The 25,475-nt window shown below is 66.3% G+C and carries 22 protein-coding genes; 19 read left to right on the top strand and 3 right to left on the bottom strand.

Features of this window, described 5'->3' with window-relative positions; genetic code table 11:
* Positions 1–28 precede the first annotated feature (28 nt).
* From mpl to corA, 8 genes are all read left to right on the top strand, one after another.
* Positions 29–1,447: a UDP-N-acetylmuramate:L-alanyl-gamma-D-glutamyl-meso-diaminopimelate ligase gene (mpl, locus tag AC56LH_RS16190; RefSeq protein ID WP_499648497.1), complete on the top strand. Its 1,419-nt coding sequence runs from the start codon at positions 29–31 to the stop codon at positions 1,445–1,447.
* Entirely contained in the window at positions 1,444–2,061 is a 618-nt protein-coding gene (locus AC56LH_RS16185; protein ID WP_499647678.1) for a YqiA/YcfP family alpha/beta fold hydrolase, read from the top strand. The genes mpl and AC56LH_RS16185 overlap by 4 nt, the downstream gene beginning before the upstream one ends.
* Complete coding sequence (locus AC56LH_RS16180; RefSeq protein ID WP_499647676.1) at positions 2,058–2,645, top strand: chorismate--pyruvate lyase family protein; 588 nt, start codon at positions 2,058–2,060, stop codon at positions 2,643–2,645. The genes AC56LH_RS16185 and AC56LH_RS16180 overlap by 4 nt, the downstream gene beginning before the upstream one ends.
* Before the next feature lie 2 nt (positions 2,646–2,647).
* Positions 2,648–4,693, top strand: a complete 2,046-nt coding sequence (locus tag AC56LH_RS16175; RefSeq protein WP_499647674.1) for a ribonuclease catalytic domain-containing protein — start codon at positions 2,648–2,650, stop codon at positions 4,691–4,693.
* A gap of 177 nt (positions 4,694–4,870) precedes the next feature.
* Positions 4,871–5,755: an energy transducer TonB gene (locus AC56LH_RS16170; protein WP_499581303.1), complete on the top strand. Its 885-nt coding sequence runs from the start codon at positions 4,871–4,873 to the stop codon at positions 5,753–5,755.
* Entirely contained in the window at positions 5,752–6,567 is an 816-nt protein-coding gene (gene aroE / locus AC56LH_RS16165) for a shikimate dehydrogenase (protein ID WP_499647672.1), read from the top strand. Before AC56LH_RS16170 ends, aroE begins: the two co-directional genes overlap by 4 nt.
* A gap of 12 nt (positions 6,568–6,579) precedes the next feature.
* Positions 6,580–7,338, top strand: a complete 759-nt coding sequence (gene mtgA, locus AC56LH_RS16160) for a monofunctional biosynthetic peptidoglycan transglycosylase (RefSeq protein WP_499647670.1) — start codon at positions 6,580–6,582, stop codon at positions 7,336–7,338.
* Positions 7,339–7,434: 96 nt separating this feature from the next.
* Positions 7,435–8,400, top strand: a complete 966-nt coding sequence (corA, locus tag AC56LH_RS16155; protein WP_183556314.1) for a magnesium/cobalt transporter CorA — start codon at positions 7,435–7,437, stop codon at positions 8,398–8,400.
* An 18-nt stretch (positions 8,401–8,418) separates the two neighbouring features.
* Here corA and hemL read toward each other — a convergent pair whose 3' ends face one another.
* The gene (gene hemL, locus AC56LH_RS16150; RefSeq protein WP_499647668.1) at positions 8,419–9,717 is read right to left on the bottom strand and encodes a glutamate-1-semialdehyde 2,1-aminomutase; all 1,299 of its coding nucleotides are present in this window, start codon (positions 9,715–9,717) and stop codon (positions 8,419–8,421) included.
* A 50-nt stretch (positions 9,718–9,767) separates the two neighbouring features.
* Entirely contained in the window at positions 9,768–10,577 is an 810-nt protein-coding gene (gene thiD, locus AC56LH_RS16145; RefSeq protein WP_258835643.1) for a bifunctional hydroxymethylpyrimidine kinase/phosphomethylpyrimidine kinase, read from the bottom strand.
* A gap of 98 nt (positions 10,578–10,675) precedes the next feature.
* Here thiD and AC56LH_RS16140 point away from each other — a divergent pair, with 98 nt between their 5' ends.
* The 6 genes from AC56LH_RS16140 to AC56LH_RS16115 all read left to right on the top strand — a co-directional run bounded on the left by AC56LH_RS16140 (position 10,676) and on the right by AC56LH_RS16115 (position 19,905).
* The gene (locus tag AC56LH_RS16140; protein ID WP_036170087.1) at positions 10,676–10,828 is read left to right on the top strand and encodes a rubredoxin; all 153 of its coding nucleotides are present in this window, start codon (positions 10,676–10,678) and stop codon (positions 10,826–10,828) included.
* Positions 10,829–10,966: 138 nt separating this feature from the next.
* Positions 10,967–11,362 carry a response regulator gene (locus AC56LH_RS16135; RefSeq protein WP_482896215.1) on the top strand — a complete coding sequence of 132 codons (396 nt, stop codon included), beginning with the start codon at positions 10,967–10,969 and terminating at the stop codon, positions 11,360–11,362.
* A gap of 26 nt (positions 11,363–11,388) precedes the next feature.
* Complete coding sequence (locus AC56LH_RS16130; RefSeq protein WP_499647666.1) at positions 11,389–11,787, top strand: response regulator; 399 nt, start codon at positions 11,389–11,391, stop codon at positions 11,785–11,787.
* Complete coding sequence (locus tag AC56LH_RS16125) at positions 11,784–12,329, top strand: chemotaxis protein CheW (RefSeq protein ID WP_499647664.1); 546 nt, start codon at positions 11,784–11,786, stop codon at positions 12,327–12,329. Before AC56LH_RS16130 ends, AC56LH_RS16125 begins: the two co-directional genes overlap by 4 nt.
* Positions 12,330–12,386: 57 nt before the next feature.
* A complete protein-coding gene (locus AC56LH_RS16120; RefSeq protein WP_499647662.1) occupies positions 12,387–14,642 on the top strand; it encodes a methyl-accepting chemotaxis protein in 2,256 nt (751 codons plus the stop codon).
* A gap of 7 nt (positions 14,643–14,649) precedes the next feature.
* Positions 14,650–19,905 carry an Hpt domain-containing protein gene (locus AC56LH_RS16115; protein ID WP_499647661.1) on the top strand — a complete coding sequence of 1,752 codons (5,256 nt, stop codon included), beginning with the start codon at positions 14,650–14,652 and terminating at the stop codon, positions 19,903–19,905.
* A 16-nt stretch (positions 19,906–19,921) separates the two neighbouring features.
* Here AC56LH_RS16115 and AC56LH_RS16110 read toward each other — a convergent pair whose 3' ends face one another.
* Complete coding sequence (locus AC56LH_RS16110) at positions 19,922–21,412, bottom strand: cryptochrome/photolyase family protein (RefSeq protein ID WP_499648495.1); 1,491 nt, start codon at positions 21,410–21,412, stop codon at positions 19,922–19,924.
* Positions 21,413–21,677: 265 nt separating this feature from the next.
* Between AC56LH_RS16110 and AC56LH_RS16105 the strand changes: the two genes are divergently transcribed.
* From AC56LH_RS16105 to AC56LH_RS16085, 5 genes are read left to right on the top strand one after another with little or no spacing between them, the layout of a single operon-like run.
* Positions 21,678–22,262 (top strand): YqgE/AlgH family protein, encoded by a 585-nt coding sequence (locus tag AC56LH_RS16105; protein ID WP_499647659.1) that lies wholly within the window; start codon positions 21,678–21,680, stop codon positions 22,260–22,262.
* 26 nt (positions 22,263–22,288) lie between these two features.
* A complete protein-coding gene (ruvX, locus tag AC56LH_RS16100; protein ID WP_499647657.1) occupies positions 22,289–22,675 on the top strand; it encodes a Holliday junction resolvase RuvX in 387 nt (128 codons plus the stop codon).
* Positions 22,676–22,679: 4 nt separating this feature from the next.
* Complete coding sequence (pyrR, locus tag AC56LH_RS16095; protein WP_343026067.1) at positions 22,680–23,210, top strand: bifunctional pyr operon transcriptional regulator/uracil phosphoribosyltransferase PyrR; 531 nt, start codon at positions 22,680–22,682, stop codon at positions 23,208–23,210.
* On the top strand, positions 23,191–24,165 hold the full coding sequence (locus tag AC56LH_RS16090) for an aspartate carbamoyltransferase catalytic subunit (protein WP_499647655.1): 975 nt from the start codon (positions 23,191–23,193) through the stop codon (positions 24,163–24,165). The genes pyrR and AC56LH_RS16090 overlap by 20 nt, the downstream gene beginning before the upstream one ends.
* Positions 24,162–25,448: a dihydroorotase gene (locus AC56LH_RS16085; RefSeq protein WP_499647653.1), complete on the top strand. Its 1,287-nt coding sequence runs from the start codon at positions 24,162–24,164 to the stop codon at positions 25,446–25,448. The genes AC56LH_RS16090 and AC56LH_RS16085 overlap by 4 nt, the downstream gene beginning before the upstream one ends.
* Positions 25,449–25,475: the final 27 nt, after the last annotated feature.

Here is a 25,475-nt window from a genome sequence, read left to right as displayed (position 1 = left end):
ACCTTAATTTGGCAGCGCCTCGGGTAGAATCCCGGTTTCGTCCATTTACATCGCACCAGCGCACCTTCCCATGCACATTCATATTCTCGGCATTTGCGGCACCTTCATGGGTGGCCTGGCGGTCCTGGCCAAGGAAGCCGGTCATCGCGTGACCGGTTGCGACGCCAACGTCTATCCGCCGATGAGCACCCAGTTGCAGGCGCAAGGCATCGAGTTGATCCAGGGCTATGGCCCGGAGCAGGTGTCGCTGAATCCCGATCTGTATGTGATCGGTAATGTGATGACGCGCGGAAATCCGCTGATCGAGGAAATCCTGAACCGCGGCCTGCCCTATATGTCGGGCCCGCAGTGGATCGGCGAGCATATCCTGCGCGAAAAATGGGTGCTGGCCGTGGCCGGCACGCACGGCAAGACCACCACGACGTCGATGCTGGCCTGGATCCTGGAAGATGCCGGCTATGCGCCAGGCTTCCTGATCGGCGGCGTGCCGATGAACTTCGGCGTCTCGGCGCGCCTGCATGGCGACAAGCCATCGAACTTCTTCGTCATCGAAGCCGATGAGTACGACACCGCATTCTTCGACAAGCGCAGCAAGTTCGTGCACTACCACGCCAAAACGGCCGTGCTGAACAACCTGGAATACGACCACGCCGACATCTTCCCGGATATCGGCGCCATCGAAACCCAGTTCCACCACCTGGTGCGCACCGTGCCGGGCGTGGGCCGCCTGGTCGTCAATGGCGACGAAGCATCGATCGGGCGCGTGCTCAAGCGCGGTTGCTGGAGCGACAAGGAAAGCTTTGGCGGCGCCGATGGCGTCGACTGGACGATGGTCGAGCATCCGGGCGGCGCCAGCTTCGATGTCATCTTCAAGGGCGCGCCGCAAGGCACCGTGCACTGGGACCTGACTGGCAAGCACAACCGCTCGAACGCGCTGGCCGCCATCGCTGCGGCGCGCCACGTCGGCGTGCCGGTCGCGCAGGCCATCGAATCGCTGTCCCGCTTCGAGAACGTCAAGCGCCGCATGGAAGTGCGCGGCGTGGTCAATAACATCACCGTCTACGACGACTTCGCGCACCACCCGACGGCGATCGCCACCACGGTCGGCGGCCTGCGCCAGAAGCTGGGCGCGCAAGGTTCGGGCCGGATCCTGGCCGTGCTCGAGCCGCGCTCGAACACGATGAAGCTGGGCGCGATGAAGGATGCGCTGCCGGGCAGCCTGAAGGATGCCGACCTGGTGTTCGGCTTCGGCAGCCAGCAGGCGCTGGGCTGGTCGCTGGCCGATGCCTTCAAGCCGATGGGCATGATCGCGCACAGCTTCGACCAGATCGACTATATGGTGCAGGCCATCGTGCAGCAGGCGCAGCCGGGCGACCATATCCTGGTCATGAGCAACGGCGGCTTCGGCGGCGTGCACCAGAAGCTGCTGGACGCGCTGGCGCCATGACGTCGGCACCGTACCTTCTTTATCTGCACGGCTTTCGCTCGTCGCCCAAATCGATGAAGGCGCAGGTCGTACAGGCGGCGCTCGAAGAGCGTGGCCTGCTCGACCGCCTGATCTGCCCGCAGTTGCCGGCGTCGCCAAAGGCCGCGTTCGCGCTGGCGCTGGAGCTGGCCGCGCAGCATGCACCGGGCAATCTCGCCATCGTCGGCTCGTCGCTCGGTGGCTTTTACGCGTGCGCGCTGGCCGAGCGCCTTGGCGTGCCGGCCGTCGTGATCAATCCGTCGGTCGACCCGACCCGCAACCTCGAACACCATATCGGCGTGACGACCAACTGGCATTCGGACGAACCGTTCGAGTTTCGCCCCGAGTACATCGATGAACTCAAGGCGCTGCGCGTCGCGGCCATCACGCAGCCCGAGCGGTATCTCTTGCTGGCCGCCACCGGCGACGAAGTGCTCGACTACCGCGACATGGTGGCGCACTACGCAGGCGCGCGCCAGCACGTGATCTACGGCAGCGACCATGCGGTGTCGGAATTCCCCATCTACGTCGACGAGGTGCTGGCGTTCTGCGGCATGGACGTCGACGGCCCCGCAGGTGGAGACCCGACGCAGTGAGGAACCGTTCGCTGCGCCTGGCCGCCTGGCAGCCGCATGCGCGCGCCGTGCGTGCTTCTCCACCAATGCACGACTGGCTCATCACGCCCGGCTCGCTGACCGCGCGCCTGGTCGCCAGCAGCGACGCGTTTCGCGTGCGGCGCCTGCACCAGCACAGTGCCGTGTGCCTGGCCGACGAAGCGGCGGCGATTGGCCTGGCGCGGCCACAACGGGTATGGGAACGCGAAGTGCTGCTCGTCTGCGACGGCACGCCGGTGGTCTTTGCCCACACGGTCGTGCCGCTAGACGCCGACGCGAGCGACTGGCCGCTGTTTTCGGCGCTGGGTGAGCGCTCGCTCGGCTCGACCCTGTTTTACGATCCGCTCGTGCGGCGCGGATCACTTGAATTTGCGCGCCTGGGCGCCGACCATCCGCTGGTGCGCCGCGCGCACGCGGCCATCGGCGGCGCAGGCGTCCAACAGCTGATTTACCATGCGCGGCGCTGCGTCTATCGCCGCCGTCAAGGCCTGCTCCTGGTCACCGAGGTATTCTTGCCGGCGGTGCTCAGTCTGGGAGCGGGCGCAACCACGAACAACACAGAATAATCATGAATGTATTTTTTGAGGAATCGGGCGACTTCAAGGTCGGCGCCATCCTGTCGCAAGCCGGCGAGGCATACCAGGTCGAACTGGCCAGCGGCAAGCGCACCAAGGTCAAGACGCGCGACGTCCTGCTGCAATTTGAAAAGCCCGGCCCGCAAGAGCTGATGGACGCGGCCAAGGCCGTGGCGGCCGACGTAGACCTCGAGTTCCTGTGGGAAGTCGCGGGCGAAGAAGAATTCGGCTTTGCCGAGCTGGGCGCCGAATACTTCGGCCACGCGCCGCTGCCGCACGAAGCGGCCGGCCTCGTGCTGACGCTGCACGGCTCGCCGATCTACTTCTACAAGAAGGGCCGTGGCCGCTACAAGGCCGCGCCGGAAGCGTCGCTCAAGGCTGCGCTGGCCGGCATCGAAAAGAAAAAACAGCAGGCCATCATCCAGGCCGGCTATGTCGATGAGCTGAAAGCCGGCAAGCTGCCCGAATCGATGCAGCCGCTCGTGCACCAGCTGCTGTTCAAGCCGGACAAGAACACGATCGAATACAAGGCGTTCGAGGCCGCGGCCGATGATTTGAAGGTGAGTGCGGCGCGCCTGATGCTGGACGTCGGCGGCCTGGCCTCGCCCAAAGACCTGCACATGGGCCGCTTCCTGTTCGAGAACTTCCCGCGCGGCGCCGGCTTTGCGCCGGTGGACGTACCAAAAGCGCCGACCGACCTGCCGCGCGCCGACGTCGCTGCATTCTCGATCGACGACGTGACCACGACCGAGATCGACGATGCGTTCTCTGTCGTCAAGCTCGACGATGGCACGGTGCGCGTGGGTATCCATATCGCTGCGCCGGGCCTGGCCGTGCGGCCGGACGATGCGATCGACAAGATCGCCCGCGCGCGCATGTCGACCGTGTATATGCCGGGCGACAAGATCACGATGCTGCCGGACGAGGTGGTCAACGCGTTCACGCTGGCCGAGGGCAACGATTGCCCGGCGCTGTCGCTGTACGCCGTGCTCAATCCCGAAGACTGGAGCGTCATCTCGACGACGACGCGCGCCGAGCTGGTGCCGATCAAGAGCAATCTGCGTCATAACGACCTGGATGACCTGGTGAATGAGGAAACCCTCCAGAGCGGCGAGGGCGAGTATCCGCACAAGGAAGAACTGGGCCAGTTGTGGCAGTGGGCCTTGCAGCTCGAAGCCGGCCGCATGGCAAAGCGCGAAGCCTTTGGCCTGAAGCCCGAGCAAGCCAACCGCATGGACTTCAATTTCTACGTCGAAGACGACGTGGTCTCGATCGTGCGCCGCAAGCGCGGCGCGCCGCTCGACAAGATCGTCGCCGAGCTGATGATCTTTGCCAACAGCACCTGGGGCAAGCTGCTGCACGACTCGGGCGTGCCGGGCATCTACCGCTCGCAAGGGCCGGGCGCCGGCGGCTGGGCCGCCAAGATGCAGGTGCGCATGGTCACGCACGCCGCGCCGCACCAGGGCCTGGGCGTGGACCAGTACGCATGGAGCACGTCGCCGCTGCGCCGCTATACCGACCTGGTCAACCAGTGGCAGATCATCGCGGCCGCCGAAAACGGCGTCACCGCGCCGCTCGTCGCGCCGTTCAAGCACCGCGATGCGACGCTGTTCTCGATCGTGTCGAGCTTCGACGCGGCGTACGCGGCCTACAACGAGTTCCAGCAGAATATGGAGCGCTACTGGTGCCTGCGCTGGCTGGGGCAGGAGGGCGTCAAGATGGTCGATGCCGTCGTGCTCAAGGACGAGCTCGTGCGCCTGACCGACGTGCCGCTGGTGGTGCGTTTGCCGGGCATGTCGCAGGTGGCGCGTGGCGCGCAGGTCACGCTCGACATCGTGCGCTGGGACGAGATCGAACTGAATCTCGAGGCGCGTTTGCTGGAAGTGGCGAGCACGGCGCCAGATGCGGCCGTCGCTGATGAAGAGGACACGGAAGCCGACACCGGCGAAGCGGCAGCGGCCGAAGCGGTGGAAGCCGAAGGCGCGGTTGCCGTGGTGGATACGGGCGACGCGGGCGAGACTGCGCAACCTGCGCCTTGATCGCGTGTTACGCATGGCATGCAGTCGCTGCCATGCGTAACTGCATGACAACCCCTGTTATTCGGCTGATATTGTCGAACACACCACGTTGTGTCGCACGCCAATTCCACCTCCCCCTATGGGTTCGCCTCAGGTTAGAATGAATCAATTCTCCGATTCAATTCTCACCCGCAGCGCGTGAAGTCTCTCCTACATAACCGTCCCCTGATCATTGCCCTGGCCGTATCGGTGGCAGCCCACGCGGCGCTGCTGGCGGTGCGCTTTGCTGCGCCTGAAACGTTCCGCCAGACACCGGCCGACCCGGGCCTCGAAGTCATCCTGGTCAACGCCAAGCACGACCGGGCACCGGCCAAGGCCGATGCACTGGCCCAGGCCAATCTGGACGGTGGTGGTACCGCAGAAGCCGGCCGCGCCAAGTCGCCGCTGCCCGACCTGCGCAAGGTCGAGGACGGCGACAGCATCAAGGCCCTGCAGCGCCGCATCGCCGCGCTCGAGCAGATCCAGCAGAACGTGGTCACGCGCGCCCGCACGTCGAGCTTCACCGCGCCACCGGTCACCGAACGGGAAAAGCCGGACCCGTCGCGCACGGGCGAGGACAACCTCGACACGTCGCGCGCCATCTCGCGCAGCGCCGCCGAAATCTTCGAGCGCATCGAAGAAGAAAACCGCCGCCCGAAACGCACGAAGATCACGCCGAGCACGCGCGAGGCCGGGTATGCGCTGTACTACAAGGCGATGCAGAAGCGGATCGAGGAAGTCGGCACGCTGAACTTCCCGCAGCAGGCCGGCAAGAAGCTGTATGGCGAGCTGGTGGTGTACATCCCCGTCTATCAGGACGGCACGCTGTACCTGAAGGATGGCGGCCCGAAGGTCGAGCGCAGCTCGGGCAATCCTGCGCTCGACAAGGCGGCGCTCGACATCGTGCGCCGCTCGGCGCCATACGGCGCGTTCCCGGCCAATATGCGCACCAAGGGCAAGGACGATTTGTGGGAAGTGTTTACGCGCTTCCAGTTCACCCGCGAAGACAGCCTGCGTGCAACCCTGGGAAATGCCTCGCCATGACCGACCGTTACTGCGTTATCGGCAACCCGATTGCGCACAGCAAGTCGCCCCGGATCCACGCGCAATATGCTGCAGAGCTGGGCGATGATCTCCAGTATGAACAGTGCCTGGCGCCCGTCGATGGCTTTGCCGCCACGGTGGCGCGCTTGATCGATGACGGCTACAAGGGCGCCAACGTCACCGTGCCCTTCAAGCTCGAAGCCGCGCGCCTGGCCACGCGGCTGACCCCGCGCGCGCAGGCGGCCGGCGCCGTCAATACGCTGGTGTTCGATGGCGGCGAGATCGTCGGCGACAACACCGACGGCGTGGGCCTGGTGGCCGACATCGTGCGCAATGCGGGGGTGTCGCTGGACGGCAAGCGCGTGCTGCTCCTGGGTGCCGGTGGTGCGGCCCGCGGCGCGCTGCTGCCGTTGCTCGATGCCGGCCCGCGCCAGATCGTCATTGCCAACCGTACGCTCGCCACCGCCGAGGCGCTGGTGGCGGAATTTGCCGACCACGGGGCGCGCCTGACGGTCAGCAGCTTTGCCGATGTCGATGGCCCGTTCGACGTGATCATCAATGCGACGTCGGCCAGCCTGGACGCCGCCGTGCCGCCGGTGCCGGCGACGGTATTCGGCCCGGACACGCTCGCGTTGGATATGATGTATGGAAACAAGCCAACCGTGTTCATGGAGTTCGCTGCCGGTCACGGCGCCGCCGTGCGCGACGGCCTGGGCATGCTGGTAGAGCAGGCCGCCGAAGCGTTCGTGCTGTGGCGAGGCAAGCGGCCGGGCACGGCGCACGTGCTGGCATCGATGCGTCAATCACAATAACAGGGGTAACCCGTGGCTACATCGCGCACGAAGGGATCAACGAAGGCACCAGCGAAGGGATCAGCGAAGCGGCGCTGGATCAAGTGGATTTTTCTGGGGCCGCTGCTGCTCGTGCTGCTGGTCCAGCTGTATTTCTTCGTGATGGTGTGCTGGTATTCGCAGGTCGATCCTGGCTCGACCAGCTTCATGCGCGCGCAATTGTCGGTACTGCGCGAAACCAATCCCGACGCCACGCTCAAGCACGAGTGGGTGCCGTACGAGCGGATTTCGTACAACCTGAAACGCGCGGTGGTGGCGTCCGAAGACGCCAATTTCAACGAGCACTATGGTGTGGACATCAAAGCGATCGAGCGGGCCTACGAGCGCAATGAACGCCGGGGCAAGCTGGCCGGCGGCGGCTCGACCATCACGCAGCAACTGGCCAAGAACCTGTTCCTGTCCGGCTCGCGCAGCTATCTGCGCAAAGGCCAGGAAACGATCATCGCCTTGATGCTCGAGACCGTGATGAGCAAGCAGCGCATCCTGGAAATCTACCTCAACGTGGCCGAGTTCGGCCGTGGCGTGTTCGGCGCCGAAGCGGCGGCGCGCTATTACTTCAAGACGTCCGCCGCCAAGCTGAGCACGGCGCAAGCCGCGCGCCTGGCCGTGATGCTGCCCAATCCGCGCTTCTACGACAAGAACCGCTCGACCCGCTATCTGGAGCGCCGCACCAGCACGATCCAGCGCCGGATCCCGTCGGCTGACGTGCCGCGTGCCGACGAGCGGCCGTAAACGCGCGTTTGTGGCGCCGGAGTTGGCTCCACGGCGGGCAAACGGTTACACTTGCGCTACTTTTGTCGACCGGCCAAGAATAGCGAGACCCAGCGCATGATCAATGTATTCGTCCTACAGAACGGCCGCCTGAACCAGGTCACGATCGAATCCCGTGAGGAACTCGAGAGCGTGGCGCCGGTCTGGGTCGACCTGACCGACCCGAGCGAAGAAGAGCGCGTCTGGGTCAAGGCCAAGTACAACGTGATCCTGCCGGGCGAAGACGAAGTCCAGGACATCGAAGCATCGGCGCGTTACTACGAAGCCGAAAATGGCGACCTGCACCTGCGCACCGACTTTTTGCTGGAAGAAGAAGACGGGCCGTCGCGCGTGATCACGGTGGCGTTCATCCTGTCGGGCAAAATCCTGTTTTCGGTGCACAACGACGACTTGCCGGTGTTCCGCCTGGTGCGCATGCGCGCCCGTTCGCGGCCCGGCTCGATCGAAGACTACATGGACGTGCTGCTCGACCTGTACGCGACCGACGCCGAGTATTCGGCCGACTCGCTCGAGGGCATCTACGAAAGCCTCGAAGAAGTCTCGACCCGCGTGCTGCAAAAGGAATTTACCGACCAGGACGCGGCCGCCGCGCTGAACGCGATCGCGCACGAGGAAGACTTGAACGGCCGCATCCGCCGCAACATGATGGACACGCGCCGCGCAGTCAGCTTCCTGATGCGCGGGCGCCTGCTGAACTCGGACCAGTTCGAGGAAGCGCGCCAGATCCTGCGCGACATCGAGTCGCTCGACGGGCACACGTCGTTCCTGTTCGACAAGGTGAACTTCCTGATGGACGCCACGGTCGGCTTCATCAACATCAACCAGAACAAGATCATCAAGATCTTCTCGGTGGCCTCGGTCGCGTTCCTGCCGCCGACCCTGATCGCCAGCGTCTACGGCATGAACTTCGCCGTGCTGCCCGAGCTGCAATGGCGCTTCGGCTATCCGTTCGCCATCGCGTTGATGATCGGCTGCGGCGTGGCGCCGCTGTGGTATTTCAGAAGGCGTGGCTGGCTGAAGTAAGCCAGCCAGCCCTGCGGGTCAGCCGATCCGCTTGAACACGCGCCGCGCCGCTTCGATGGTTTCGTCGATCGCTGCGTCGTCGTGCTGGATCGACACGAAGCCCGCCTCGAACATCGCCGGGGCAAAGTACACGCCTTCGTCCAGCATGCCGTGGAAGAAGCGGTTGAAGCGCTCCTTGTCGCCGGCCATCATTTCGCTGTAGCTGCCCGGGACTTCCTTCGAGAAGTACATGCCGAACATGCCGCCCACGGCGTCGCCGCAGAAGTCGATGTCCGCTTCGCGCGCAGCGTCGCTCAAGCCGGCCACCAGGCGGTTCGCCGTGGCGCTCAGGCGCTCGTAGAACCCGGCTTCCTGGATCAGCTTCAGGGTCGTCATGCCCGCCGCCACCGCCACCGGATTGCCCGACAGCGTGCCGGCTTGGTACACCGGGCCGATCGGCGCCATCTTCTGCATCAGCTCGGCGCGCCCGCCGAAGGCCGCCACCGGCATGCCGCCGCCGATGACCTTGCCCAGTGCGGTCAGGTCGGGCTGGATGCCGTACATGCCCTGCGCGCCTTGCAGGCCCACGCGGAAGCCGCACATCACTTCGTCGAAGATCAGCACGGCGCCGTGCTTCGTGCACAGGTCGCGCATGCTCTGCAGGAATGCAGGCGTGGCGCGGATCAGGTTCATGTTGCCGGCCACCGGTTCGACGATCACGCAGGCGATCTCGTCGCCCATCGTCGCGAATGCGTCTTCCAGTTGCGCCACGTCGTTGTAGTCGAGCACGAGCGTGTGCTTGACGAAGTCTTCCGGCACGCCGGCCGAGGTCGGATTGCCGAAGGTGAGCAGGCCGCTGCCGGCTTTGACCAGCAGCGAATCGGCGTGGCCGTGGTAGCAGCCTTCGAACTTGACGATCTTGTCGCGGCCCGTGGCGCCACGCGCCAGGCGCAGCGCACTCATCGTCGCTTCGGTGCCGGACGAGACCAGGCGCACCTGCTCGATCGATGGCAGCAGGCGGCAGATTTCTTCGGCGATCTCGATTTCGCCTTCGGTCGGCGCGCCGAACGACAGGCCGTTGGCGGCGGCGGCCTGGACGGCCGACACTACTTCGGGGCGGGCGTGGCCCAGGATGGCCGGGCCCCATGAGCCGATGTAGTCGATGTAGCGCTTGCCGTCGGCGTCCCAGAAGTGCGGGCCGAGGGCGCGCGTGATGAAGCGCGGGGTGCCGCCGACCGAGCGGAAGGCGCGCACCGGCGAATTGACGCCGCCGGGCGTGGTCAGTTGGGCACGGGCAAACAGGGTGTCGTTGCGCGAGGTGGCTTGTTCAGTGGTCATGTTGACGTTTCAAGAAGAGGAAAGACCGTCCCGCGCAGCGCGCTTGAAACTCAGGGACGGAAGAATTTGGCGGGAATGAATTTGCCCATCCCGAAGCGTTGTGCGTTCTCGAGCGCGCCGGTGGTGTATTCCTGCGCCACGGCCAGCGCGGTCGGCGCATCCATGCCGCGCGCCATCAGGGCGGTGAACGCGGCCGAATAGGTATTGCCGGCGCCCAGGAACGGGCCGGGCAGATGCTGCCAGTCGACCCGCGCGACTTCGCCGCTGGTGTCGAACAGGCGGTTCGAGCAGGCACCGGCCGTGTCGCGCGTGCCCGTTACAAGTACGTACTGCAGGCCGGACGAGGTCAGTTCGGCCACGTCTTCGTCGAGGTTGCCGGGATCGGCGTCGCCGCCATCGCGCCACAGCTCGGCCATGCGGCCCAGTTCGGCCTGCGACAGGATCAGGGCAGTGGCTTGCGGCGCCAGAATGGAACGCAGGGCCATCAGCATTTCTTCGTCGCCCATACCGGCGTCGGGCAGGGCGGACAGGAACGGGTCGAGGATCAGCGGCGCGTCCGGGTAGTCGGACACGATCTCGGCAATGGCGGCCAAATGCAGCGCGGTGCCCACGGCGCCGACCTTGAAGGCGGCGATCGGCATGTCTTCGAGCAGCGCGCGCGCCTGTTCGGCCATCCAGTCGCTGTCGAGCTCATACATGTGCTCGACGCGGGCGCTGTCGGATACCAGCAGGCCTGCAATGGCCGACAGCCCGTGGCACCCGAGGGCGGCGAAGGCGGCGACGTCCGACTGCACGCCCAGCGCGCCGACGGGATCGCAGACGCCAAAACTCAGGATGAGGGGTAACGGTTGGTTTTGCACGACGGGTAGATTAAGATGCCGGATTCTGATTCCACATTTTACTAGATACAAGGATCAACACCGTGAGTACTGAATCCACCGCCCCGTTCCTGACCTGGATGTGCCTGATCTGCGGTTGGGTCTACGATGAAGCCGCCGGCGCACCGGAGGACGGCATTGCGCCCGGCACCCGCTGGGCCGACGTACCGATGAACTGGACCTGTCCCGAGTGCGGCGCACGCAAGGACGACTTTGAAATGACAGCGATATAACACCTGTTGTTGCGCTTGCATGGCATCTTGGCAAGCCCCGGATGCCATCGCAAACGTGTAGTTGACTCCCTGCAACACTTTGCGCACAAGAAAGATTCGTTATGCTATCGTGGCACTTCAAGCCGAAGTGAAACGACCATGACGACATCGCCGCAATCATCAAGCCTGACCATCATGGTGATCGATGACAGCAGCACGATCCGCCGGTCAGCAGAGATTTTCCTGACCCAGGCGGGCTACCACGTGGTGCTGGCCGACGATGGCTTCGACGCGCTCGCCAAGATCAACGACCACCATCCTGCGCTCGTGTTTTGCGACATCCTGATGCCGCGTCTCGACGGCTACCAGACCTGCGCGCTGATCAAGAAGAGCGTGCGTTTTCACGCGACTCCGGTGCTGATGCTCTCGTCCAAGGACGGCCTGTTCGACCGCGCGCGCGGCGCGATGGTCGGCGCCAGCGCCTACCTGACCAAACCCTTTACCAAAGACAGCCTGCTGGCGGCCGTGCGCGAGCATGCGCAGGCGGCAGGCTGACGATTCAACCAACGCTGGAGCCCTGCGTGGCCATTGAAAAGATTCTCATCGTCGACGATTCGCCGACCGAACGCCTGTACCTGACCGACATCCTGGTCAAGAACGGCTTTACCGTATGCACCGCCGTCAGTGGCGACGAAGCGATCGAGCGCATTCGCGCCGAGCGCCCGCAGCTGATCCTGATGGACGTGGTCATGCCCGGCACCAACGGCTTCCAGGTGACGCGCGCCATTTCGCGCGATCCGGAACTGGCAGCGCTGCCGATCATCATCTGCAGCAGCAAGGACCAGGAAACCGACCGGATCTGGGGCATGCGCCAGGGCGCCAGGGAATACCTGGTCAAACCGGTCGATCCGGCGCGCCTGCTGGCTGCCATCGCCGCGCTGGCGGTGCCGGCCGACGCTGCCGGCAGCGTGAAGGCATGACCACCGGCGGCGCGGACGAACGTGCTGGCCGCCGCGATCCCGCGGCGCGGCGCACCCGCCTGCGCCTGTACCAGGAGCAGCTGCTCGAACGGATGCAGGCAGCGAAGAACGGCGCCGGCGCCAGCGTGGCGCAGCTTGGCCTGGCCATCGGCGGCGCGCGCTACCTGGTCGACCTGGCCGAAGTGGGCGAGATCGTCGCGCCCGTGCCGGTCACGCCCGTGCCGCTGACCCGCCCCTGGTATCTGGGGCTGGCCAATGTGCGCGGCAGCCTGCTGGGGGTGATCGACCTGGCCCGCTATCTCGATGACGGGCACGTGGCCACCACGCCGGCAGCCGCTGGCAGCACGCCGCGCCTGCTGGTGTTCGCCCCAAGCCTGGGCTTGAATTGCGCGCTGCTGGCGTCCTCGGTGTATGGCTTGCGCCATGCGGGGACGATGACGCGCGACGGCGAGGCCCTGCGCGACCTTGAGGGCAACACATGGATGCCGCTGTCGCTGGCGGCGCTGGTGCGCGAAGAGCGCTTCCTGCACATTGCACGCTAACCGAACACACTTATTGCAGCACAGGGAGCCGGAATGGGATTCGCCTCGAAATTGACCATGAATGTCTTCGCCAGGGGTGGCGCAGCCGATGACGCGGTGCGGCCGGTCACGCCGGCCCCCGTCGCCGACGCTGCGGCGCCCGACGCGGCAGCCAGTGGGTCGGCTGCCGCAGCGGCGCGCCGCCTGGGCGGCTTTCGTGGCCGTGACGACGCCGCCACCGATGGCACGGGCGACATGCGCGCCACGCTGATGGGCAGCAGCTTCCAGCCGAATCGCCTGCGCCTGCTGCTGGGGGCCGTTGCCGCCGGTGCGGTGCTGACCGTGCTGGCGATGTGGCAGAACGCTGCCAGCGACGCCCGCCTGGCCGGGCAAAGCCAGGTGGCCGGTGACGCTGTGATGCACTCGCAGCGTTTCGCCAAGGCGGCGCCGATCGCGCTGCGCGGCGATGCGCAGGCGTTCTTCCAGGTGGAGGAAAGCCGCGCCGAACTGGGTCGCGAGCTCGATCTGCTGGCCCGTGGCGGCCAGTCGCCCACCGGCCGCATTCCCGCTGCCAGCGGCGCGCGCGCCGACGACCTGCAAAAGGCGATCGTGCTGTGGAACCGCTCGTCCAAGGCCGCCGCCAACATTCTCGGCAACCGGCGCAACCTGATTGCGTTCGGCGCGAGCCTGGTCCAGTACGAAGAAGTGGGCCCCGAGCTGATCGCCATTGCCGAACGCCTGCAGCGCGACGAATCCACCGACGCCCGGCGCCAGGTGGCGGCACTGAGCCTGCTGTCGGTGACCCAGCGCCTGACGGCCGGCGCCCAGACCTTCAACACGCCGGGTTCGACCCAGAACGCGGTGACCTACATCCTGGGCGACATCGCCTCGGTCCAGGCGCTGGTCGACGGCCTGCTCGATGGTGGTGGCCGCTATGGCCTGGCGCCGCTGACCGACCTGGAGCTGCGCGTGCGCCTGTCGCGCACCCGCGACAGCCTACGCGAGTACGTCAAGACCGTCACGCCGCTGATCGGCAACCTGACCAGCTACGCCGGCGCACGCGCCGCCGAGCGCCTGATTTCGCGCGACAGTGAGCCGCTGCGCGTGATGCTCGCCAAGCTGCACATGGATTACCAGCGCGACCAGGCCGACATCAGCCCGTGGTTCTGGCTGTCCATCGGCGCCGGCATATTCACGCTGCTGGCCGCCCTGGGCACCACCCGCGCCATGCTGCAGGCGTCGCGTGAACGCGCCGCGGCCGCCGAAGGGCGCCGCCAGGAAGCCGAAGCGATGCGCCACCTGGCGCAGACCAAGGAAGAAGAAGCCAAGGCCACCAATGAACAGAACCAGGCCGCCATTTTGCGCCTGATGAACGAGCTGCAGGACGTCGCCGACGGCGACCTGACGGTGCAGGCGACGGTGTCGGAAGACATCACCGGCGCGATTGCCGACTCGGTCAACTACACGGTCGAAGAACTGCGCGAGCTGGTCGTGCGGGTCATCCGCACGGCGGAGCAGGTGGCGCGCGCATCGAACGGTGCGCAGGACGTCTCGACCGAGCTGCTGGGCGCGGCCGAGCAGCAGTCGCGCGAGATTCAGGATGCGTCGACCACGACGCTGCGCCTGGCCGGCCTGATTACCGATGTGTCGCGTTCAGCGCTGGAATCGGCCGACGTGGCGCGCCAGTCGGTGGCAGCGGCAGCGCAGGGCTCGACCGCGGTGCAGAATGCGATCGAGGGCATGCAGGAGATCCGCGAGCAGATCCAGGAAACCTCCAAGCGCATCAAGCGCCTGGGCGAATCGTCACAGGAGATCGGCGAGATCACCGAGCTGATTTCGGACATTACCGAGCAGACCAACGTGCTGGCGCTGAACGCCGCGATCCAGGCCGCATCGGCCGGCGAGGCAGGGCGCGGCTTCTCGGTCGTGGCCGAAGAGGTGCAGCGCCTGGCCGAGCGTTCGGGCGACGCGGCCAAGCAGATCGGCGCGCTGGTGCGCACCATTCAGACCGACACCCACGACGCGGTGGCGGCAATGGAAAAATCGACCCAGGGTGTGGTCGAGGGGGCGCGCCTGTCGGACGCCGCCGGCGCTGCGCTGTCGGACATTTCGCGCGTCTCGAACCGCCTCGGTGAACTGATCGGCGACATGTCGACCGCCACCGAACGCCAGGCCACCAAGGCCACCGGCGTGGCCGACAAGATGCAGCAGATCCTCGCCGTGACCGAACAGACCCGCCAGGGTACCCGCCAGACCGCCTTGTCGATCCAGGAACTGGCCACGCTGGCGCAGGAATTGAAGGATTCGGTGTCCCGCTTCCGCGTGGTATCCTGACCGGGCGATGACGACCTTGAACCGCTCCAGCAGTTTTGATACCGGCCCGCTGTCCTGGGTCATTGGCGAAATCCGCGACGCCCTTACGCGCGCGGCCACGTCCCTGCGCGACGCCGCGGGCCGTTCGCCCGAGGCGCAGCCAACGCTGCTGCTGCATGCGAAATCGCACCTGCACCAGGCGCACGGCGCCTTGCAGATGGTCGATGTCGAAGGCGTCGGCGTGTTCACCGCCGCCGCCGAAACGGTGCTCGATCGTTTCAAGGACGGCCAGTTATCCTGCAACGCCGAGAGCGTGCAGGTGGTGCTCGATGCCTTCGGGGCGCTGGGCGAATACCTCGACGAACTCCTGGGCGGCGCCCCGCAACAGCCGGCGCGCCTGTTCCCGTATTACCGCGACATGGTCGAACGCCATGGTGAGCGCAAGGTCCATCCGGCCGACCTGCTGCCGCTCGATCTGTCGGTGCTGCCCGAGCTGCCGGCCACTGGCACTGCCGTGGGCGAGGTGGACATCGCCGCCTGCCGCGCGCACTTCGAAAAAGCCCTGCTGCCGTACCTGAAGGCCGATGATGACGACGCGGTGCGCCGCGCGCAGGCGCACGACATGGCTGCGGCAATCGCGCCGATCGCCGGCGCGCAGGAGAGCGCACGCGCGCGCCTGTTCTGGCAGGCGATGCACGCATTTGCCAGCGTGGTGGCCGACGGCCAAATCGCGACCGACCTGTATATCAAGCAGCTCTTTGGCCAGATCAACCTGCAATTGCGGCGCCTGGCCAAGGGCCAGCAGGATGCGCCCGAGACGATGCTGCGCGATGCGCTGTTCTTCGTGGCCGCCGCCTGCGCGCCGGGCCCCGAGGCAGGCGCGCTGCGCCAGGCCTTGGGCCTGGACGGCGCGGTGCCGCACGACTACGCCGAACGCCGCTACGGCAAACTCGATCCGCAGGCGCTGAAGGATGCGCGCGAAGCGCTGGCCCGCACCAAATCGGACTGGGACCTGATCGCCGGTGACGGCAAGCCCGACGCCGCCATCGAGAACGATTTCAACGATGCGCTGGCGCGCCTGGCGGGCGCCAGCGACAAGCTGGGCGCACCCGCGTTGGCGCAACTGCTGCGTGAACTGGGCCGCGCGGCCGGCGACTCGGTGCAGTCGGGGCGCGACGACCAGTTCGGGCTGGAGATGGCCGCCGCCATGCTGTTCGTCGAGAACAGCCTGGACCAGCTGCGCCAGTTGCCCGACGATTTTTCACAGAACGCCGAAGCCGTCGGCGCGCGCCTGCTGGCGCTGGCCGCCGGCGAAACGCCGCCCGATGCCCCACAGTGGCAGGGCGAACTGGCGCGCCAGATCCAGCAGGGCCAGACCGTGGCGGTGCTGGCGGGCGAGGTCAAGGCCGGCCTGCGCCAGATCGAAAAACTGCTCGACGATTACTACGACGACCCGTCCAAACGCCAGGTGCTGGAACAGGCCGGGCCGGTGCTGCATGGCTTGCAGGGGGCGTTTGCCATCCTCGACCAGGAGCAGGCCGTGCTGACCGTGCACCACGTCGAAGACGCGGTGCGCACGCTGGCCGACAGCGAGCGCGATGTCACCGCGCAGCACGCGTCGCTGCACAATATCGCGCAGAACATCGGCGCGCTTGGCTTCTTTGCCGACCTGCTGGCGCAGGACAGCGCGCTGGCGCGTGGCCGCTTCACGTTCGATACCGAGAAACAGCTGCTGCGCGAGCTGCCGTTCGAGTTCACCGAGGCTGCCGCAGCCGTCGAGACACCGGTGGCACCTGTCGCCGAAGCCGACGCGCAGGACGTCGTCGACGCCGAACTGCTCGGGATCTTCATCGCCGAAGCGCAGGAAGTGCTCGGCGTCGTGGTCGAGACGCTGCCGCGCGCGGCCGACGAGCCGGGCAACCAGCAAACGCTGACCGGCCTGCGCCGTGCATTCCACACGCTCAAGGGCAGCAGCCGCATGGTGGGCCTGGAAGCCTTCGGCGCGACCGCTGCCAGCATCGAGCGGGTCATGAACGTCTGGCTGGCCGATGGTCGCGCGGCCACTGCCGATTTGCTGGCGCTGCTCGCGCACGCCTACGCCGAACTGGACGCCTGGGTGGCCGAACTGGCCGCTGGCCAGACACCACAACGCGATGGCGCGGCGCTGATCGAGGCTGCGGCGCGGGTGCAGGAAGGTGGTGCGTTTGCGCCGTCGGCATATGCCCAGCTGGATGCGCAGTTCGACGATATCCCCGTGCTCGACGAAGAGATCACGCCGGTCGGCGCGGATGCCGTGCGGCGCGTGGGCGACCTGGCCATCGGTCAGGCGCTGCACGACGTGTACCTGCTCGAAACCGAATCGCTGTGCGCCACGCTGGAACACGCATTTGCCACGCTGCGCGCGGACCCGGCGCAGCATGCGTCGGCCGATGCAATCACGGCCGCGCACACGCTGGCGGGCACCTCGGCCACGGTCGGCTACACCGACCTGTGCGAACTGGCGCATGCGCTGGAAAAAACGCTCGAGAAGCTCGCCCTGCCGGGCGCCAACGTCGACGAGGCCGCGCTGGACCTGTTCGATACGACGCTGGCGCGCATGCGCGCGATGCTGCAGGTATTCACACTGGGCGAACTGGCCCCGGCGCAGCCGGACCTGATCGAGCAGCTGGCTGCGCTGCGCGCGCGCCTGGGCACATCGCCGTTCGACAAGCTCGAACCGGCGCTGGCACGTCAGCTCGATACGCTGTTTGCCGAAGCGTACAAGCAGTTGCTGGCCGAACCGCCGCCATTCATGGCGCCGGCGCCAGCACCGCGCCAGGCCGCACCTGCAGCAGCATCGGACGATATCGACGACATCTTCGGCGCGTTCGGCGACGACCCGTTTGCCGCGCCCGCGCTGGAACAGGCCGCACCGCAGCCGGAGGCCGGTTTTGTGGCGGTGACGCCCGATGAAGCGGTGCTGGCCGAGCCGGTGTCGGAAGCTGACGCCGAGCCGCAGCCCGAGCCGCAATTCGAACCTGCACCGGAACCCGATCTGACGTTTGAGAACCTGCACGAGCCCGAACTGGTCGGCGCCAGCGGGTATGTCGACGAGATCGACGCCGACCTGCTGCCGGTCTTCCTCGAAGAAGCGACCGACCTGCTGCCGCGCATCGGCCACGACCTGCGCCAGTGGCAACAGGAGCCGTCCAACGCCGGCGTCGCGCAGCGCATGCAGCGCGACCTGCACACGGTCAAGGGCAGTGCGCGCATGGCCGGCGCGATGCGCCTGGGCCAGCACGCGCACGAACTGGAAACGCAGATCGAGAACATGGTGCATGCCGGCACCTCGACGTTGCCGCCAACCGCATTCGACGAGCTGCTTGCCAACTACGACAGCGCGATGCTGCTGTTCGAGGGCTTGCAGCAACCGGCCGGCGCTGATTCGGCAACGACAGCGGCGCCAGCCTCCGTGAATAACCCTGTGGCCGCGCCGGCCGAGCCAGCCCGCGCGCCACTGGTGCGCGTGCGCGCCGACATCCTCGACCGCGTGGTGAACCAGGCGGGCGAGGTGTCGATCACGCGCTCGCGCCTGGAAAACCAGATCGGCGTACTCAAGTCGTCGCTGGGCGACTTCTCGGACAACGTGGGCCGCCTGCGGCGCCAGTTGCGCGAGATCGAGATGCAGGCCGAATCGCAGATCGCCTCGCGCCTGTCGATCGCCGGCGAGCGCGAATTCGATCCGCTCGAATTCGACCGCTTCACCCGCCTGCAGGAACTCACGCGCATGCTGGCCGAAAGCGTCGACGATGTCGCCTCGTTCCAGGAAAGCCTGGCGCGCACGGTCGATTCGGCCAACGAAGAACTGTCGGCGCAGGCGCGCATGACGCGCGACCTGCAGCGCGACCTGATGCGGGTGCGGATGGTGCCGTTTGCCAGCCTGTCCGAGCGCCTGTTCCGCGTCGCGCGCCAGACGGCGAAAGAGACCGACAAGCGCGTCAACCTGGATATCCGGGGCGGTGCGGTCGAAATCGACCGCGGCGTACTGGAACAGATGGCCGCGCCGTTCGAACACCTGCTGCGCAATGCGATCGTGCATGGCATCGAGCCGCGCGCGGCGCGTCAAAAAGCCGGCAAGGCCGAAACGGGCGAACTGCTGGTGCAGGTCAGCCAGCATGGCAACGAAGTCCTGATCAACTTCAGCGACGACGGCGCGGGGCTGGACCTCGAGCGCATCCGCGCCAAGGCACTGGCAGTCGGCCTGATTGCCGAGGGCGACGAGGCACCGGACGATCAGGTGACCGACCTGATTTTCGCGCCGGGCTTTTCGACGGCGGACACGCTGACCGAACTGGCCGGGCGTGGCGTCGGCATGGACGTGGTGCGCTCCGAAGCGCAGGCACTGGGCGGACGTGTCGCAGTGGCGTCCGAGCCGGGGCAGGGCGCGCGCTTCACGATCACGCTGCCGCTGACGCTGGCCGTGGCGCAGGTCGTGCTGGTGGTGGCCGGTGGCCGTACCCACGCGGTGCCGTCGACGCTGGTCGAAGCGGTGCAGCAGGTACGCGAGGCCGACCTGGCCGCGGCGATCGACGCCGGCAGGATCCACCTGGCCGGTCACGAACTGGCGCTGCATGGCTTGCCGGATCTGCTGGGCATGAATGACGACGAGCGCATCACGACGCACCGTTCGACGCCGGTGCTGGTCCTGAATGGCGGCAGCCGCCGCATCGCGCTGCGTGTGGACGAGGTGCTGGGCAACCGCGAGGTGGTCGTCAAGAACATCGGCCGCCAGCTGGCGCGCATGCCGGGCATCGACGGCGCCACGGTCCTGGGTTCGGGCGAGATCGTCCTGATCCTCGATCCGTTGGCACTGGCGCAGCAGCCGCAGGGTGAGGCGCGCGTGAAGCAGGCCATCGCGGCCCAGGTACGGCGCCCCACCGTGATGGTGGTCGACGATTCGCTGACGGTGCGGCGCGTGACGCAGCGCCTGCTCGAACGCGAAGGCTATCGCGTCGTGCTGGCCAAGGACGGCATCGAAGCGCTGGAACTGATCGGGCAGGGCGCACCGGACCTGATGCTGGTCGATATCGAGATGCCGCGCATGGACGGCTTCGACCTGACCCGCAATGTGCGGGGCAATGACGCAACGAAGGCGATCCCGATCATCATGATCACATCGCGCACGGCCGACAAGCACCGCAACGTGGCGCTCGGGCTGGGCGTGAATGCCTACTTCGGCAAGCCGTATCAGGAGACGGTGCTGCTGGCAGCGATCGAGGGTTTGCTGGGGCGCGAGGCAGCGTGATGGCGTAACGACGGCTTCAGTCGTCGTTCGCGTCGTCCTTCGCCTCGTCCACCTCCGCCACCACTTTTTTCACTACCGCGAAGCGTTCCAGCGTGCGTTTTCTCGCTGCGTCGTGCTCCACGACCGGCGCCGGATAATCCCTTCCCAGCACGACTCCGCGCTCTGCCAGCACATCCGGCTTCACCAGCCACGGCGCGTGAATCTGCTTGCCGTCGAGCTTTGCCAGTTGCGGCAGGTAGCGCCGGATGAACTCTCCGCGCGCGTCGAACCGTGTCGATTGCGTGATGGGATTGAAGATCCGGAACCACGGCTGCGCATCGCAGCCGGTCGACGCTGCCCACTGCCAGCCGCCGTTGTTCGAGGCCAGCTCATAGTCATTGAGCTGGCGCGCGAAATAGCGCTCGCCGCGGCGCCAGTCGACCCCCAGATCCTTGGTCAGGAAACTTGCCGTGACCATGCGCAGCCGGTTGTGCATGAATCCCGTCTGGTTCAGCTGCAGCATCGCCGCATCGACCAGCGGATACCCGGTGCGGCCTTCGCACCAGGCCGCAAACAGCGCGTCGGCCTCGTCCCCGGTGTCCCACTCGACCGCGTCGTAGGCCGGCTTGAACGAGCGTTCGACCACGTGCGGGTTCTGCGACAGCACCATCGCATAGAAGTCGCGCCAGATCAGCTCCGATAGCCACACGGACGCACCTGTCCCGCCGGCGCCCGACTGCACCATGTCGCGGGCGCTGCGCACCAGGTGGCGGATCGACGTGGTGCCAAAGCGCAGGTGCGCCGACAGCCTTGACGTGCCTTCTTCGGCCGGGAAGTCGCGCGCGCGGCCATAGTCGGCCATTTCGCTGACGAAGGTTTCAAACAATGCTTCCGCCCCATCCATCCCGGCGGGCAGTGGCGGCTCGCCCGACGTGAAGCCGATGTCTTCCAGGGCCGGCAGGGCGGCCGGCGCACCGGTGGGCCGCGCGAACGTGTGCGCATGGGCATCGACCGGATAGGTGGCGAGGGTCTCGGGATGCGCGGCCAGGCGCTTGAGCCAGGCGTTCTTGTACGGCGTGAAGACCGAGAACACGCCGCCCGCGAGCGTGAGCACTTCCTGTTTCTCGAAGATGACCTGGTCTTTATAGGTATGGAAGGCGCAGTCGCGCGCGGCGAGTTTTTCTGCCACCCTCAGATCCCGGGCAATGGCCGACGGTTCATAGTCGCTGCCAGCATGCACGGCATCGATCCCGAGTTCTTCTGCCAGAGCCGCGACTTCATCGCGCGCGCTGCCGTGGCGCACGATCAGGTAGCCTCCAAGGCGACGCAGTTCAGCATCGAGCTGGGCCAGGCTGGCATGGATAAAACGCAGACGCCGGTCATCCTTTGGCAACTCATCGAGGATATCGGTGTCGTAGACGAACACGCAATACACCTGTTGCGATGAACGCAGGGCGTGGTGCAGGGCGGCGTGGTCGAACGCCCGCAGATCGCGGCGAAACCAGACTAAAGACTTGCTTGAATTCATCATCGTGTGCGAGGTCAAGGTGGGCCCAGATTTTACTGCCCATGATCGAAACGTGTGGCGCCCGAGGAATGCTTCCAATGGCCCGCAGGGCAAATGGGTGTAAACTGTCGGAAAGCGTAGGTTGCTCTGCAGATACCTGGCAGCCATTCAACAGAAGTAACAACGCGAGAGTGCGCCTTTTGAGAGCAATCGTATGAAAAAAACCAAAGTTGGCAAAACTCTTCCCATGCCGGGCATGCCCCGTGAGCAGGATGGGTCCCCCACCATGGCGGGCCCTGCAGCATCCGGCCTGAACCTGGCGAACCACTTCCTGATCGCCATGCCGTCGATCCAGGATCCTGTCTTTGGCGGCACCGTCGTCTACGTCTGCGAGCACAACGACAAGGGCGTGCTCGGCGTGGTCATCAACAAGCCGACCGACATGACGATGGAAACCCTGTTCGACCGTGTCGACCTCAAGCTGGCCGAAGGCTTGCGCGCCACGGTCGTCGACGAGCCGATCATGTTCGGCGGCCCCGTGCAGGACGACCGCGGCTTCGTGCTGCATTCGCCGGGCGGACGCTATTCGTCGTCGCTGACCGTCACCGACGACGTCTCGTTTACTACCTCGATCGACGTGCTCGAGGCCGTCGCCAATGGCGGTGGCCCGGCGCGCATGCTCGTTTCCATCGGCTATGCCGGCTGGAGCCCGGGCCAGCTCGAAGAAGAAATTTCGCGCAATGGCTGGCTGACGGTGGGCGCCGATGCGCGCGTGCTGTTCGACCTGCCGATCGAAGAGCGCTACCACGCCGCCATCAAGCTGCTGGGCATCGATCCGTTGATGCTTGCCACCGAGGCCGGCCATGCGTAAGACGTTCCAGTGCACGAACGGCGGGCATGGTTGATATCGTCCTGGGCTTCGACTTCGGCATCAAGCGGATTGGCATTGCCATGGGCAACACCCTGACCGGGCAGGCCCAGCCTTTGAGAGTCGTCAGTGCGATCGACAACGCCACCCGCTTCCAGATCATTGGCGAGTTGATCGCGCAGTGGCAGCCGGCGCGCCTGATCGTCGGCGAGCCGCGTCATCCCGATGGCGCCGAGCACGACATGACCCTGCGCAGCCGCCGCTTCGCCAACCAGTTGCATGGCCGCTTCAATCTTCCCGTCGAGCTGGTCGATGAGCGCTATTCGTCGGCCGTGATCGCCTCAAGGCGCGGCGATGTCATCGACGACAAGGCGGCCGCCATCATTTTGCAACAGTATTTTGACGCATCACGCTAACCCTATGCCTACCAACAAACATGCATTCGATGCCGAGGCGCTCTACCGCGAGCTGCTGGCCCAGGTCCGCGCCGGCCTGGACGGCGTTGCCGATCCGGCCATCGTCGGCATCCATTCCGGCGGCGCCTGGCTGGCCGAGCGCCTCGCGCGCGACCTCGACCTGACGCACCGCCTGGGCGCCATCGACGTCTCGTTCTACCGCGACGACTATGCGCGCAAGGGCCTGCACCCGGACGTGAAACCGACCCATATCCGCTTCGCGGTCGACGGCGCCACCGTGGTGCTGGTCGACGACGTGCTGCAGACCGGCCGCACCACGCGCGCGGCCATCAACGTGCTGTTCGACTACGGCCGTCCGGCCTGCATCCGCCTGGCCACGCTGGCCGACCGGGGCGGGCGCGAGCTGCCGGTGGCCGCCGATTTCGTCGGCGTCCACGCCACGCTCGAGGCCAACGAGTCGCTGTGCCTGCAGCGCGATGAGACAGGCCAACTTTCGCTCACCATCGAACAAGACAATGCCGATCCTGCACAATAATCCGCAACTGAACAAAAACGGCGAGCTGCAGCACCTGCTCACCATCGAGGGCCTCAAGAAGTCGCACATCGACCACATCCTCGACACCGCATCGAGCTTCGTGGGGATCTCCGACCGCGAAGTCAAGAAGGTCCCGCTCATGCGCGGCAAGAGCGTGTTCAACCTGTTCTTCGAAAATTCGACGCGCACCCGCACCACGTTCGAGATCGCGTCCAAGCGCCTGTCGGCCGACGTCATCAACCTGAACATCCAGGCCTCGTCGACCACCAAGGGCGAGTCGCTGCTCGACACGATCGACAATCTGGCCGCGATGCATGCCGACATGTTCGTGGTGCGCCACGCGCAGTCGGGCGCGCCGTACATGATCGCGCAGCACCTGAACCGGACCCGTTCGGATGTCCACGTCGTCAATGCCGGCGACGGGCGCCACGCGCACCCGACCCAGGGCCTGCTCGACATGTACACGATCCGGCACTATAAGAAAGACTTCACGAACCTGCGCGTGGCGATCGTCGGCGACATCCTGCACAGCCGCGTGGCCCGTTCGGACATCCACGCGCTGACCACGCTGGGCGTGCCCGAAGTGCGCGCCATCGGCCCGCACACGCTGTTGCCGGGCGGCCTGGAGCAGATGGGCGTACGCACCTTCACCAACATCGACGAAGGCCTGAAGGACGTCGACGTGATCATCATGCTGCGCCTGCAGAACGAGCGCATGAGCGGCGCGCTGCTGCCGTCGGCGCAGGAATACTTCAAGAGCTACGGCCTGACGCCCGAGCGCCTGGCGCTGGCCAAACCCGACGCGATCGTGATGCACCCGGGGCCGATGAACCGCGGCGTCGAGATCGACTCGGCGGTGGCCGATGGCAGCCAGGCAGTGATCCTGCCGCAGGTGACGTTCGGGATCGCGGTACGCATGGCCGTAATGAGCATTTTGGCAGGAACCCACGCATGAAACTCCATATCAAGAACGGGCGCGTGATCGACCCGGCGAACGGCGTCGACGCCGTGCAGGACCTGTTCATCGTCGACGGCAAGATCGCGGCCATTGGCGCCGCACCGGCGGACTTTGCGGCCGACCAGAGCATCGACGCGAGCGGCCTCGTGGTGGCACCGGGCCTGGTCGACCTGTCGGCGCGCCTGCGCGAGCCGGGCTACGAATACAAGGCCACGCTCGAATCCGAGCTGCAGGCGGCGCTGCAGGGCGGCGTGACCTCGCTGGTCTGCCCGCCCGACACCGATCCGGTGCTCGACGAACCGGGCCTGGTCGAAATGCTCAAGCACCGCGCGCGCATCGTTGACCAGGCCAATGTGCACCCGCTGGGCGCACTGACCGTGGGCCTGAAAGGCCAGGCGCTGACCGAGATGGCCGAACTGACCGAAGCGGGCTGCATCGGCTTCGCGCAGGCCGAAGAACCGATCCTCGACACCAACGTGCTGCTGCGCGCGATGCAGTACGCCAAGACGTTCGAGTACACCGTCTGGCTGCGCCCGCAGGATGCCCACATCGGCCGCGGTGGCGTGGCCCATGCCGGTCCGCTGGCCTCGCGCCTCGGCCTGTCCGGCGTGCCGGTGATGTCCGAAACCATCGCGCTGCACACGATCTTCGAGCTGATGCGCTCCACGGGCGCGCGCGTGCACCTGTGCCGCATTTCGTCTGCTGCCGGTCTGGACCTGATTCGCGCCGCCAAGAAAGAAGGCCTGAACCTGACTGCCGACGTGGGCGTGCATCACCTGCACCTGACCGATGCCGACATCGGCTTCTTCGATTCCAACGCGCGCCTGACGCCGCCGCTGCGCTCGCAACGCGACCGCGACGCGATCCGCGCTGCGCTCGTCGATGGCACGGTCGATGCGATCTGCTCCGACCATACGCCAGTGGACGACGACGAAAAGCTGCTGCCGTTCGGCGAAGCGTCGCCCGGCGCCACGGGCCTCGAGCTGCTGCTGGCGCTCACGCTCAAGTGGGCGCAGGACCAGCCGCACGATGCACAAGGCGCGCTGGCGCTGGCGATCGGCAAGATCACCTGCGAAGCGGCCCGCATTGCCGGCCTGTCGGCCGGTACGCTGGGCGTGGGCGCGGCGGCCGATGTCGTGCTGTTCGACCCGGCCGCGCGCTGGCTTGTCGATGGCAAGGCGCTGGCCAGTCAGGGCAAGCACACGCCATTCCTCGGCTACGAGCTGGCCGGGCAGGTGCGCGCGACCGTCGTGCGCGGCCGCGTGGCCTACCAGCGTTGATCCAACCACAGCGCGCGCTTCACCCGA

It is taken from the genome of Telluria sp. LT1R51-2 (assembly GCF_059685775.1).
Note: the sequence above shows the minus strand (reverse complement) of the source record. Positions and strands in the feature narration are given on the sequence as shown.

Coding starts and splice junctions, on each gene's coding strand:
- AC56LH_RS16185 (WP_499647678.1), top strand. CDS start 1,444: ATGACGTCGGCACCGTACCTTCTTTATCTGCACGGCTTTCGCTCGTCG.
- AC56LH_RS16175 (WP_499647674.1), top strand. CDS start 2,648: ATGAATGTATTTTTTGAGGAATCGGGCGACTTCAAGGTCGGCGCCATC.
- aroE (WP_499647672.1), top strand. CDS start 5,752: ATGACCGACCGTTACTGCGTTATCGGCAACCCGATTGCGCACAGCAAG.
- corA (WP_183556314.1), top strand. CDS start 7,435: ATGATCAATGTATTCGTCCTACAGAACGGCCGCCTGAACCAGGTCACG.
- hemL (WP_499647668.1), bottom strand. CDS start 9,717: ATGACCACTGAACAAGCCACCTCGCGCAACGACACCCTGTTTGCCCGT.
- AC56LH_RS16140 (WP_036170087.1), top strand. CDS start 10,676: ATGTGCCTGATCTGCGGTTGGGTCTACGATGAAGCCGCCGGCGCACCG.
- AC56LH_RS16135 (WP_482896215.1), top strand. CDS start 10,967: ATGACGACATCGCCGCAATCATCAAGCCTGACCATCATGGTGATCGAT.
- AC56LH_RS16125 (WP_499647664.1), top strand. CDS start 11,784: ATGACCACCGGCGGCGCGGACGAACGTGCTGGCCGCCGCGATCCCGCG.
- AC56LH_RS16120 (WP_499647662.1), top strand. CDS start 12,387: ATGAATGTCTTCGCCAGGGGTGGCGCAGCCGATGACGCGGTGCGGCCG.
- AC56LH_RS16115 (WP_499647661.1), top strand. CDS start 14,650: ATGACGACCTTGAACCGCTCCAGCAGTTTTGATACCGGCCCGCTGTCC.
- AC56LH_RS16110 (WP_499648495.1), bottom strand. CDS start 21,412: ATGAATTCAAGCAAGTCTTTAGTCTGGTTTCGCCGCGATCTGCGGGCG.
- AC56LH_RS16105 (WP_499647659.1), top strand. CDS start 21,678: ATGGCGGGCCCTGCAGCATCCGGCCTGAACCTGGCGAACCACTTCCTG.
- ruvX (WP_499647657.1), top strand. CDS start 22,289: ATGGTTGATATCGTCCTGGGCTTCGACTTCGGCATCAAGCGGATTGGC.
- pyrR (WP_343026067.1), top strand. CDS start 22,680: ATGCCTACCAACAAACATGCATTCGATGCCGAGGCGCTCTACCGCGAG.
- AC56LH_RS16090 (WP_499647655.1), top strand. CDS start 23,191: ATGCCGATCCTGCACAATAATCCGCAACTGAACAAAAACGGCGAGCTG.
- AC56LH_RS16085 (WP_499647653.1), top strand. CDS start 24,162: ATGAAACTCCATATCAAGAACGGGCGCGTGATCGACCCGGCGAACGGC.